We start from the raw sequence: 10,658 nt of genomic DNA, 5'->3' as shown, positions 1-10,658 counted from the left end.
TGGTCCTCCCCCCTCACGCACTGTCTTCCGCCCGTTTGGGTCGGCACTCCACGCGCACGACGGTCCACCACTGATGCGCGAAGCACGTCACGCTGCCGTCGCCGTCGCCCTGTGTCTACTCGCCGTCGCGGTTCCGATAGCCGCTACCGCCGCGCCGGACGACACGGTGGACGTCTCGCAGTCTGTCGAGGACTCCGAACTCTCGCCGGGCGAACGCCTCTCGCTCGAACTCGCTGTCGAGGTCGACGACGCCGACGCACCGGGTCTCAACCTGACGCTGCCGGACAACTGGTCGGCCACCGTCGAGGACGACGACGACGCCCGGCGAAGCGGGTCGGGGTACGAGTGGCTCTGGACGGACGACGACGACCACACCGTTTCGCTCACGGTGCGGGTCCCACGCAACGCCTCGGAGGGCGAGTACGAGATTCGGACGACGGCCTCCGCAATCTACGAGGAGACGGGCGAACGCGCCACCGAGACGACGACCGATACCGTCGAGGTCGGCGCCCCGGTCCAGACGCCGCCACCGACCGCCGTCGCGGGTGATAACCGCACCGTCGACGGCGGTGTGACGGTCGAACTCGACGGGAACGAGTCGACAGTCGCGACCGACGACGTCAGTTATCGGTGGGTGCAGGTGGCCGGGCCGTCCGTCTCGCTGTCGGACGCCGAGACGCCAGTGGCCCGCTTCGAGTCACCGACGCTGGGCGAGAACCGAACGCTGGCGTTCGAACTGCGCGTAACCGACGCTGAGAACCAGACTGCCACCGACCGAGTCGGAGTCACCGTCCGGCGCGTGTACCGCTCGCCGACGGCCGACGCGGGGGCGAACCTGACGACCGACGCGGGCGCGACGGTCCAACTGAACGGGACCGACTCTTCGGACCCCGACGGCGACGCGCTGACGTACGAGTGGACGCAGATCGGCGGACCGAACGTCACGCTGATGGACCCGTCAGACCCGACGCCAACGTTCGAGGCACCCGAAATGGCGGAGGAACAGACAGTTACGTTCACGCTCACCGTCGAGGACAGTACTGAACGGACTGCCACCGACCGAGTCGGAGTCACTGTCCGGCGGGTGAACCGCTCGCCGACGGCCGACGCGGGGGCGAACCTGACGACCGACGCGGGCGCAACGATCCAACTGGACGGGACCGGTTCTTCGGACCCCGACGGTGACGCGCTGACGTACGAGTGGACGCAGACCGGCGGACCGAACGTCACGCTGACGGACCCGTCGGACCCGACGCCGACGTTCGATACCCAGTCCGCTGCCGAGCAGACGACGGTCACGTTCGCGCTCACGGTCACCGACGGCGCGGGCGGGACCGACACCGACCGCACCGCCGTCACGCTCCTCGGAACTGGTCAGAGCGATGATTCCGGTGACGAGGACGGCACTGGGAGCGACGACGACTCGAACTCGGGCGAGAGCGACGGCGGGGACGACGGCTCTGACTCGGGCGGGAACGCCAGTCCCGACGACGGGGGAAGCGGTGGCTCCGACGACGCCAGCGAGCGGCGTAGCGGTGGCGGCGGCGGTTCCTCGCCGCCTGCCCGCTCCGAACCGACGGGACCGCGCGTTTCGGTCGACAGACCGGACGCACAGACCGCTATCGTCAACGTCCTGCGCGCGCCGACCGACGACGCGCTCAGCGTCAGCCCCAACGTTAGCGCCCAGACGCTCACCTACGACCGACTCCGATTCGCACCCGCCCGTGCGCCCGCCATCCTCACTGTGGGTGGTCCCGACGCCGCCCCGTTCACTGACCCGGGCATCCGACCGCTGGGAACCGTGACGACGGACGCCCGAACCGCCGGTCCCGTCACGCTCACCGTCGGCGTCCCGACGTCGGCCGTCGACGCCGAGACGGCGCCGACAGTCACCGCATACCGAACGCGAAACGGGAGCGTGACGCCGATGACGACGACGCTGGTCAACGAGAGCGGCGGCTACTACCGCTATCAGGTCAACGCCACCACGCCGTCACAGGTGACGTTCGGCGTGCCGGTCCCAGCGATTGCCGTCACGGATGTGCGAGCGAACGCCTCTCGCGTCGCCGTCGGTGACCCGGTAGCCCTGACGATGACCGTGGCGAACGAGGGCCGACGCGCTGGCAGTGAGGCGGTCACCCTCGTCGGCGCGGGTGACCCAGTCGAGCGAGCACCCGCGGTCGAGGCCGGTGGCACCGCGACAGAGACGGTCGTCCACCGCTTCGAGTCGCCCGGCACCTACACGGTCAGCGCGGGTGACGCGAACACCACCGTCACCGTCGTTGCCGGGGACAATCTCGCGGAAGACGGAGGTGCGGCAACGGAGGGTGATACCGGCACGCCCGCCACGGCGACGGCCGACAGCGTCACCGGCGACGGTCCCGACCGGACCGAGCGAACCACCGCCGGTGACGGTCCCGGATTCGGCGTCGTCGTCACCATCGTCGCCGTCCTCACCGCCCTGCTGGCGCGGCGGCGTCGCTGATACCCTCACCCAAAGCTATTCGTCCGGTGGCATCGAGTCCACAGACATGTCATCGAGTGTGAACTTGCCGACCGCGACCACGGCGGCGTACGTGGTCGTGGTCACGGCCGCCGTCGTGACAGCGGCCACGGTCGGTCCGGCGGTCTGGAACCTGACAGCGGACGCGGGCGGTGAGCGAGAGAGCGTCGCCGTCGTGACGCTCCGTGGTGGGACGGACGACGCGACGGTCAACGCCGTCGCGCGACAACTCCGCGAGCTACGAGCGAACGACTCGGTGGGGGCCGTCGTCCTCCGGGTCGACAGTCCCGGCGGCCCGGTCGACGCCAGCGAGGAGTTCTACCTCGCGGTCAACCGAACGGCGCGGGAGATGCCGGTCGTCGCCTACGTCGAGGGAACTGCCGCCTCGGGCGGCTACTTCGGCATCGCACCGGCCGACGAAATCGTCGTCAAACCCAGTTCCACCGTCGGGAGCATCGGCGTCATCGTGCAACTCCCCCAGAGCGCCATCGAACAGCAGGCCGAGCAACAGGAGCAGTTCGTCAGGTCCGGTCCCGACAAGGCACAGATAAACCTCGACGACCTCAGAACCGACATCGAGACCCTCCAGCGGGCGTTCGTCGGGACGGTCGTGCGCCATCGCGGCGACAACCTCACGCTCACTCGGAGTGAAGTCGCGAGCGGCCGCACCTACCTCGGCCCGCAGGCCGTCCAGAACGGGTTCGCCGACCGCATCGGTGACCTGGGGACCGCTATCGAACGGGCGGCCGCGCTGTCGTCCACCATCGAAGGGGACCAGTACGACGTGTACTACACCGAGACACAGCGACCGGTCAACGTCGTCGTGTTGGGCGAGTCGGTCCAGCGGGGTAACGGCACCGCCGTCTACGTCGCCGACGAATCCGATTCGGAGAGCGAGTTCCAGCGTCCAGTGCGGTACTACGCCGTCTGGGGCGTCCCGCGCGGAAACGCCTCGGACGGGGAGGTGTACGTCGATGGGTGACGCGTGGGGCATCAAACTGCTGAGCGTCTACATCCTCGTCGCCGTCGGCCTCGCCGTCGTCATTGCACTCGCCGGACTCGTCGTCGGTGGCACCCCCGGAACGCCCGACGGCGCGAGCGTCGAGGGGCAGTCGCCGTCGCAGTTCCAGCCCGACGCCCTCGACATCGCCGTCGACCCCGAAACCGGCGAGATTCCGGTCGACGGGAGCGGCGGCCGCGTCCTCGTCGACACCGAGCACGCGAACCGGCTCACCCGCTCGGAACTCGAACCGCTGGAAGAGGCGCTGTTTCGCGCCGGACACACGCTGAGTTTCGGGGAGGACATCTCCAGCACGCAGGCGTACAACGAGACGCTCGCCGGGACCAACGGCTTGCTCGTCATCCAGCCGACCGACGGTTTCTCCCCCGACGAACGGTCGGTCCTCCGGAACTACACCGACGCGGGCGGCCACGTCGTCGTCCTCGCCGAACCGACACAGACTCGCGTCTCCATCGGTCTCCTCGGCGGGTCGACGACGGTGGTCTCTTTCGACGCGAACAACTTGACCGGCGAATACGGCGTCCGGATGGGCGCGGAATCGCTGTTCAACATCGACGATTCGGCCAACGACAACAACTTCAAGAGCATCTACGCCGCCCCGCGGGGTGACGGGCCGCTGACCGATGGCGTCGAGACGGTGACGTTCGACACCGCTGGCTACGCCGTCGTCCGCCCCGACAGCGACGCCGAAGTGATCTACGCCGCCGCCGAGGGGACACAGACGCTCGGGTCACGGCGGACGGCACAGTATCCGACCGTCGCGCGAACCGAGAACTTCGTCTTCGTCGCGGACACCTCGTTCGTCGACCGCGGCGAACTCTACGACGCGGACAACGAGGTGTTCGTCGGCCGCCTGCTCTCGTTCCTCGCCACGGGAACCGCGCCGGAACGGGTGCCGGGACCGCCAGCCGAACCCTCGTCGGCCGATAACGAGGCCGACGACGCGACCGGCACGCCGACGCCGGAACCGACGCCGGGCAACGAGACGACGCCGACTCCCTCCCCGATGCCCAGCGGGTGACCACCGCTCGTCAACCTGCTGATGGAACCGACTAAGTACGGCCCCGGAGCTCCTTCGAGGTGACTGAGTAGACCGTGTCCGATACAACCGCTTTTCGTGACGCATCGGAACCCCGACTGGTGACCGTCTGCGGTCTCCCCGGTGTCGGGAAGTACGACCGTCGCGGTGGAACTCGCCGCCCGCCTCGACGCCGACTCCGTCCGTACCGACGGTGTCAGGCGGGACGTTCTCGACGAACGGACCTACGCCGACGCGGAGGCGTGGCTGGTCTACGGCGCGGCGCTCGAACGCGCCCGCGCTCGCCTCGCCGACGGCCACACCATCGTCCTCGACGGGACGTTCAAGACGGCGGCCCACCGCTCTCGGGCCGCCGACCTCGGGGCCGCCCACGCGACGGCCGACGTGCTCGTCTGGGTCACCTGCGACGAGGCGGTCGCGCGAACCCGCATCGACGAACGCCGCGACGACCCGAGCGAAGCCGACACCGAGGTGTACGACATCCTCCGCGAGGAGTTCGAACCGCCCGAAGACGCCGACCTCGTCGTCGACAACTCCGACTCCCTCGCGGCGACGGAGAAACAGCTGGACGCGTGGCTCTGAGGCGTCGCTGAAACGAGAAGAAAAGACTGGCGTTCGGGGTTACCCGAACATCTGGCGCATCATCGGGTGCATCTCCATGAGCTGTTCTTCGGCTATCTCCTCGTACAGTTTGTACGTGATGGAGACAGTCAGCAACAGCCCCGTCCCGGAGACGCCGCCGATGGTGCCGAGCATGTTGGCCATGACGGCCAGCAGGCCGACGAGCGCCCCGCCGATGACGGTCACCTGCGGGATGTATCGTTCGAGCACCTTCTCGATGACGCCGACGTTCTGCCGGAAGCCGGGAATCTGCATCCCCGAGTTGTGAATCTGCTTCGCGGTCGCTTCCGGTCCCATGTCGGTCGTCTCGACCCAGAAGATGGCGAAGACGGCGCCACCGACCAGCATGAACGTCAGGTCGACGCCGACGCGGATGAGGATTTGCCACGCCGGTTGGGCCGTCGTCTCCAGCCACCACATCCAGTCACCGGGCGACTGGATGGGCGCGAGGTAGTAGAACAGCCCGCCGGTCGGTTGACCACTGTCGTAGGTCCCCAAGAACGCCGGGAGTGTGCCCAGCTGTGACTGGAGGATGCGGCCGAGGAACTGGATGTTGGCCTGCAGCGCCCGGACGAGAATCATCGGCAGGACGCTGGCGTAGATGAGCTTCACGGGGAAGCGGCCACGCGCGCCCTTCACGCGGGCGTTCGAGAGCGGAATCTCGACGCGCACGGACTCGGCGTAGACGACCACCGAGAAGATGAGCACCGTGGTCAGCAGCGCCAGTAGTTGGCCCTGTCCCATGATGATGGTCTGGAGGCCAGCGGGTGCCAGCACCGGACCGGTCGACTGCGCGCCGGTGATGAACTGGAACCACGTGTAGAGGATACCGCTCTGACTCCCGATGAAGGGCGTCGAGAGCAGGCCACCCAGCAGTCGCTGGCTCACACCGGCGACGATGAACAGGCCGATACCGGAGCCGACGCCCCACTTCGAGATGACCTCGTCCATGAACAGGATGAGGACACCGCCGACGAATATCTGGGCGAAGATGAGCCACTGGACACCGATCTCGCCGATACCCAGCGACTGCGCGACGGCCGTATCCGCCGGCAGGAATCCGCCAGCGAAGACCATCGGCAGCCCGGTCAGACAGATCATCACCAGCACCAGCAGCTTCTGGAGCCCCTGATAGAGAATCTGGTCGCGCGGGTCGTCCTGCGTGTTCAAGCCGAGGAGATTGGCCCCACCGAGCAACTGCAACACGATGGACGCGGTGACGATGGGTCCGATACCCAACTGCATGATGCTCCCCTGACCGGAGGCGAGAATCGACCCGAACCGGCCGAAGACGTTCTGACTCGCGTCGATGTCGAGACCGAACAGCTTGACGTTCGTCAGGAAGAAGTACAGCACCAGCACGCCGCCCGTCCACGCCAGCTTGCGCTTGAAGGGGACGTGGCCCTCCGGTCGGCGGACTGCGGGCATCCGGACGAGCAGCGGTTCGGCGGTGTCCTTCCAGCTCATCGGTCGTTACTCCTCGTCGTCCGCGTCGTCCTCGGCGGCTTCTTCGGCGGCTTCCTGCCGCTCCTCGCCGAGTTCGGTCAGTTCCGTCTCGCCACCGGCCGCCTCGATTTTCTCGACCGCACCGTCCGAGAAGTCGTCGGCGACGACGGTGAGTTCGTTGCGGACCTGTCCGGCACCGAGCACCTTCACCACGTCGGCGTCCTCGGCGTCGTCGAGGGCCTCGCGGACGTCGATGTGGTAGCCGTCGCCGTCTTCCTCGGCGAGGCCGTCGGCGACTAGCAGTGCGGCGTCCTCGTCGAGTTCGCGGACGTCGACCGTCGCGACCTCTTCTTGGACCTTCTCCGGACGCTTGAACCCGCTCTTGCCGAGCGGCTCGTAGTTGTGGAACTCGTGCTTGTCGCGACCGGCGGCCCCGCGACCACCGCGGTGACCGGCGCCGCGTCGGTTCTTGTGCGAGCCGCCGCCGTGCGTGCGGGACCCGCGCTGTCGTCGTTTCTTACTCGTCATTATCGCATCGCCTCCAGGAGTTCGTCGATGTCCTCGGAGTCGTGCTTTCCGAGTTCACCGCCTTCCTTGGTGGGGTGTTTGATGCCGTCGTGGCCGCCGCGCGGCGGGTGCAGACGGAGCGTCGGGGAGAGCCCCTGCTCGTTGAGGGTCGTCTCCTCGTCGACGAGTGCGGCGGCGAGACTGCCGACGTCGTCGTAGTCGGTGTGCTCGGCGACCCACTCGTCGTCGATGTCGGCGTCGCCCTCCGCGGGCTCGCCGCGTCGCTCGATGAGCAGTTCCACCGTCTCCTGGCTCGGCTCGCCGTAGGCGACGAAGTCGTTGACCTTCGTCACCATGCCACGGTACGTGTCCGTCTCCGGGACGAGCGTCGCGTGGTTGACGTGGTGGATGTTCAGCATCTTCAGCGTGTCGTGGATGTCCGTATCCATGTTGACGTCGCCGCGAATCTGAACGAGCGCTTGCATCACTCGATCACCTCACGTTTCTCGAAGGTGCGCTCGGGGACGCGGGCTTCGGCCGTGCCCTTGAGCGCGTTGAACGTCGCCTTCGCGAAGTTGACGGTGGTTCGGGTGTTGCCCGACGAGCGTGTCCAGATGTCCTCGATACCGGCGAGTTCGAGCACCTTGCGGACGGTCTCTCCGCCCGCGAGGCCCAGCCCGCGCGGTGCGGGCTGAAGCTCGACTTCGACGCTCCCGGCCTTGCCCTTGGTGCGCAGCGCGACCGTGTGGGGACGGCCACAGCCACACTCCCAGGACCCGCAGCCGCGGGAGACGTCGATGAGGTTCAGTTTGGCCACCTCGATGGCCTTCTGGATCGCACCGCCGACCTGGTCGTCACGCCCCTCGGCGTAGCCGACGAGGCCGTCGCGGTTACCGACAGCGACGACGCAGCGGAACTTCACTCGTCGTCCGGAGTCGGTCATCCGCTGGACCATGTTGATGTCCAGCACTTCGTCTTCCAGGTCGGGAACGAGCTGGTTGACGACTTCCGATTCTTTCAGGGGAAGCCCCGAGTTCAGCGCCTCCTGCATGGAGTCGATTTCGCCCTCGACAACCTTCTTGCCGAGGCGTGTTCGGGGTTCCCAGCCGTTGTCAGCACTCATAGTTCGATGTCACCTTCCAGTAGGGTCTCCCGTACTTCGTCGAAGTGTTCCGGGAGGTCTTCGGCGTCGAAGTCCCCGCTGTACAGCGGGTCGTCCAGCTGCTCGGCGTACTCGGCGATGTGGGCACCGCGGGTGCGCTGCCAGTCGGCGAGTACGTCGTCGTTGTGGGGGATTTCGAGCCCGGCGTCGATTGCGCCTTCTTGTATTGCGAACACTTTGCTTCCGGGGGTCGGGGAGTTGAGGCCGATGTCGAGCACCGCTTCCTCGACGCCCGCTTCCTGTGCGCGAAGCCCGGCGAGCAGGCCGGTCAGATACGCCGCGGGCATGTTGCCCGTCGGCGCTTCCCAGCCGTACTCTTCGAGGTCGCTCGAGTGAGCGGACGCGAGCGTTCGGTCGCCCTCGCCGCCCAGCGTCACCAGCTGCGCCCTGACGTGCTTGTTGCTCTTTCGAGCAACGAGGCGGGGCTTGCCGGATTTCAGCAGGCGCAACCGCTGATGGTAGTCGGTACGGGCCTCGCGGCGTCGCCGCATCGGCACCTTGTATCGTGGTCCTGTCGCCATTATTCGTCACCGTGGTTTGCGTCGATGTATCGTTCGAGGTCGGCGACGCTGTCGAACTCGCCACCGCCAGCCTTGTCGTACAGGTCGCGGTACTGCGATTTCGTCAGCGTGCCGTCGTCGCGGAGTTCGCGCAACTTCTTTCGCTGTGCGCGGATGCGCGACTGCCAATCCTTCTTCGGGTCTTGGCGTGCGCCAGCCTTGCCCTTCCGGGAACCGGCTCCCTTCTGGTGGCCGTAGGCGCGCTTCTTCTGTCGCTCCCGGGCGCGGCCGCGGGAGTTGCCTTTCTTGTCCTTCGACTGAATTGCGCCCTCGTCGACCAGTTCGCGAACGTCTTCGCGGGTAATCGCGTCCGCGATGTCGCCTTGTCGGTCGGGGTTGAACCAGACGCGGTTCTTCCCGACGTCGAGGACGTCTGCTGCGAGTCGCTTCTGTGCGGAGAGGTCCGTCATTACTCGTTCACCTCGACTTCAACGTAGGTGGGGTTGAGCACGCGGATGCCCGCGTCCTCGGCTTCCTCTTCGATGCGCTCGCGCTTTCGAGCGCCGACCTTCGAGGCGATTCGGACCGCCTCGACGTCGCCGTCGACGCCTTCGAGATCGTCCACGTTGTGGACGCGGACTTCGTCGAAGCCCGAGGGGTGCTTGCCGCGAACCGCCTTCGGCGAGCGGAAGCCCGCCTCGACGGTGTCGCCTTTGCCCTTGATTCCCCGGCGCTGCTTCGATAGCTGGCCGCGGGGGCGGCGCCACGAGGTCGAGACGCGCTTTTTCTTGTGGTGGTCCTGTCGGTTGAACTGCGGCGTGCCGACGCGGTGTCGCTGTGCCAGCAGTCGGGCCGCCTCGTCGTCGAGGTCCGGCGTCTTGTCGGCGTGGCCGCGGGGCTGGAGTTCCGTCTCCACGTCCTCGTCGGCCGCCTCCTCGGCGCCTTCCTCTTCGACTTCGGCTTCGGTCTCGGTGTCGACTTCGAGCCCACCGACGTCGGCTTTGATTCGGGCCGCGAGCGCGTTCCCGATGCCGTTGACCTCCGCGAGTGCGGACTGGTCAGCGGCGCGAACGTCGTCGACGGTCTCGAATCCGGCCTCGCGCAGCGCGTCGGCCTTGGAGTCGCCGACACCGCTGATGTCGGTCAGTTCCATCTCGTCGTCGTCGGCTTCGGCCTCCTCGGCCACTTCGTCGACGTCCTCGGCGGGTTCGCCGTCGAGGGGCTGTTCGGACTCGATGTCTGCTTCGGGCCCGTCGCCCTGCGTCAGCGCCTCTTCGTTGGCGTCGGCGTCACTGCTCTTGTTGTCGGGGTTGTCTGCCATCAGGCGTCACCTCGGCTCGGTTTCTGGGTGATGTACACCCCGTCTTGGAACACGCGCACGTCCTTGTCGTTGATGCGCGTGAGCTGTTCGATGTCCGCGGCGGTCTGGCCGACGGCCTCGATGTTCGAGCCCGTCAGGGTGAGTTCCTCGCCGTCGATCTGGACCTCGGTGTCGCCGTGGACCGTCGTTCGACGGGCGGCCTTCTCGCCGAGGAAGTTCTCGATGACGACTTCGTCACCCTCGACGTTGACCTGCATCGGGAAGTGAGAGTAGAAGACTTCCATCTCGTACTCCCAGCCCTCGGTCACGCCGTGGAACATGTTCTCGATGTGGCTCTGGAAGGTCCCGATTGTCGAGTTCGTCTTCGCGTCCGATTCCTCGGACTCGATGACGACGACGCCGTCCTCGACGGAGACGTCGATGTCGGGGTACCAGAGCCGTCGTGTGACACTGCCGTTGGGACCCTCGACGGTGATGTCGAGATGGTCCTGTTCGGCGGTCACGTCTTCCGGAATTTCCAGTTCTACTCGTGGCATTG

General features: G+C 67.0%; 12 protein-coding genes. 4 read left to right on the top strand and 8 right to left on the bottom strand.

The genetic code is table 11. The annotated features are described in order from the left end of the window. Positions 1-73: 73 nt before the first annotated feature. The 4 genes from NJQ44_RS13355 (at position 74) to NJQ44_RS13340 (ending at position 5,145) form a co-directional block, all read left to right on the top strand. Positions 74-2,485, top strand: coding sequence for a PKD domain-containing protein (locus tag NJQ44_RS13355; RefSeq protein ID WP_254271844.1), 2,412 nt, complete (start codon positions 74-76; stop codon positions 2,483-2,485). Positions 2,486-2,531: 46 nt separating this feature from the next. Continuing rightward, a complete protein-coding gene (locus NJQ44_RS13350; RefSeq protein ID WP_254271843.1) occupies positions 2,532-3,485 on the top strand; it encodes a S49 family peptidase in 954 nt (317 codons plus the stop codon). Next, positions 3,478-4,545, top strand: coding sequence for a DUF4350 domain-containing protein (locus NJQ44_RS13345; RefSeq protein WP_254271842.1), 1,068 nt, complete (start codon positions 3,478-3,480; stop codon positions 4,543-4,545). The genes NJQ44_RS13350 and NJQ44_RS13345 overlap by 8 nt, the downstream gene beginning before the upstream one ends. Positions 4,546-4,686: 141 nt before the next feature. Beyond that, positions 4,687-5,145 (top strand): P-loop nucleotide/nucleoside kinase family protein, encoded by a 459-nt coding sequence (locus NJQ44_RS13340; RefSeq protein ID WP_254271841.1) that lies wholly within the window; start codon positions 4,687-4,689, stop codon positions 5,143-5,145. Between the two features lie 39 nt (positions 5,146-5,184). Here NJQ44_RS13340 and secY read toward each other — a convergent pair whose 3' ends face one another. The 8 genes from secY to NJQ44_RS13300 are packed head-to-tail and all read right to left on the bottom strand — an operon-like array spanning position 5,185 to position 10,656. After that, the gene (secY, locus tag NJQ44_RS13335; RefSeq protein ID WP_254271840.1) at positions 5,185-6,651 is read right to left on the bottom strand and encodes a preprotein translocase subunit SecY; all 1,467 of its coding nucleotides are present in this window, start codon (positions 6,649-6,651) and stop codon (positions 5,185-5,187) included. A gap of 6 nt (positions 6,652-6,657) precedes the next feature. Next, positions 6,658-7,158: an uL15m family ribosomal protein gene (locus NJQ44_RS13330; RefSeq protein ID WP_254271839.1), complete on the bottom strand. Its 501-nt coding sequence runs from the start codon at positions 7,156-7,158 to the stop codon at positions 6,658-6,660. Next, positions 7,158-7,622, bottom strand: coding sequence for a 50S ribosomal protein L30 (gene rpmD, locus NJQ44_RS13325; protein WP_254271838.1), 465 nt, complete (start codon positions 7,620-7,622; stop codon positions 7,158-7,160). Before rpmD ends, NJQ44_RS13330 begins: the two co-directional genes overlap by 1 nt. Then, the gene (locus NJQ44_RS13320) at positions 7,622-8,260 is read right to left on the bottom strand and encodes a 30S ribosomal protein S5 (RefSeq protein ID WP_254271837.1); all 639 of its coding nucleotides are present in this window, start codon (positions 8,258-8,260) and stop codon (positions 7,622-7,624) included. Before NJQ44_RS13320 ends, rpmD begins: the two co-directional genes overlap by 1 nt. Further along, positions 8,257-8,820: a 50S ribosomal protein L18 gene (locus NJQ44_RS13315; protein WP_254271836.1), complete on the bottom strand. Its 564-nt coding sequence runs from the start codon at positions 8,818-8,820 to the stop codon at positions 8,257-8,259. Before NJQ44_RS13315 ends, NJQ44_RS13320 begins: the two co-directional genes overlap by 4 nt. Continuing rightward, positions 8,820-9,269 carry a 50S ribosomal protein L19e gene (locus NJQ44_RS13310; protein ID WP_254271835.1) on the bottom strand — a complete coding sequence of 150 codons (450 nt, stop codon included), beginning with the start codon at positions 9,267-9,269 and terminating at the stop codon, positions 8,820-8,822. Before NJQ44_RS13310 ends, NJQ44_RS13315 begins: the two co-directional genes overlap by 1 nt. After that, entirely contained in the window at positions 9,269-10,120 is an 852-nt protein-coding gene (locus tag NJQ44_RS13305; protein ID WP_256557168.1) for a 50S ribosomal protein L32e, read from the bottom strand. The genes NJQ44_RS13310 and NJQ44_RS13305 overlap by 1 nt, the downstream gene beginning before the upstream one ends. After that, positions 10,120-10,656 (bottom strand): 50S ribosomal protein L6, encoded by a 537-nt coding sequence (locus tag NJQ44_RS13300; RefSeq protein WP_254271834.1) that lies wholly within the window; start codon positions 10,654-10,656, stop codon positions 10,120-10,122. The genes NJQ44_RS13305 and NJQ44_RS13300 overlap by 1 nt, the downstream gene beginning before the upstream one ends. Positions 10,657-10,658 lie beyond the last annotated feature (2 nt).

Source organism: Haloarcula marina, from assembly GCF_024218775.1.
Lineage (GTDB): Archaea > Halobacteriota > Halobacteria > Halobacteriales > Haloarculaceae > Haloarcula > Haloarcula marina.
Note: the sequence above shows the minus strand (reverse complement) of the source record. Positions and strands in the feature narration are given on the sequence as shown.

What these genes read in the sequence shown, in the direction of transcription:
- NJQ44_RS13355 (WP_254271844.1), top strand. Translation starts at nt 74, where the DNA reads ATGCGCGAAGCACGTCACGCTGCCGTCGCCGTCGCCCTGTGTCTACTC.
- NJQ44_RS13350 (WP_254271843.1), top strand. Translation starts at nt 2,532, where the DNA reads ATGTCATCGAGTGTGAACTTGCCGACCGCGACCACGGCGGCGTACGTG.
- NJQ44_RS13345 (WP_254271842.1), top strand. Translation starts at nt 3,478, where the DNA reads ATGGGTGACGCGTGGGGCATCAAACTGCTGAGCGTCTACATCCTCGTC.
- secY (WP_254271840.1), bottom strand. Translation starts at nt 6,651, where the DNA reads ATGAGCTGGAAGGACACCGCCGAACCGCTGCTCGTCCGGATGCCCGCA.
- NJQ44_RS13330 (WP_254271839.1), bottom strand. Translation starts at nt 7,158, where the DNA reads ATGACGAGTAAGAAACGACGACAGCGCGGGTCCCGCACGCACGGCGGC.
- rpmD (WP_254271838.1), bottom strand. Translation starts at nt 7,622, where the DNA reads ATGCAAGCGCTCGTTCAGATTCGCGGCGACGTCAACATGGATACGGAC.
- NJQ44_RS13320 (WP_254271837.1), bottom strand. Translation starts at nt 8,260, where the DNA reads ATGAGTGCTGACAACGGCTGGGAACCCCGAACACGCCTCGGCAAGAAG.
- NJQ44_RS13315 (WP_254271836.1), bottom strand. Translation starts at nt 8,820, where the DNA reads ATGGCGACAGGACCACGATACAAGGTGCCGATGCGGCGACGCCGCGAG.
- NJQ44_RS13310 (WP_254271835.1), bottom strand. Translation starts at nt 9,269, where the DNA reads ATGACGGACCTCTCCGCACAGAAGCGACTCGCAGCAGACGTCCTCGAC.
- NJQ44_RS13305 (WP_256557168.1), bottom strand. Translation starts at nt 10,120, where the DNA reads ATGGCAGACAACCCCGACAACAAGAGCAGTGACGCCGACGCCAACGAA.
- NJQ44_RS13300 (WP_254271834.1), bottom strand. Translation starts at nt 10,656, where the DNA reads ATGCCACGAGTAGAACTGGAAATTCCGGAAGACGTGACCGCCGAACAG.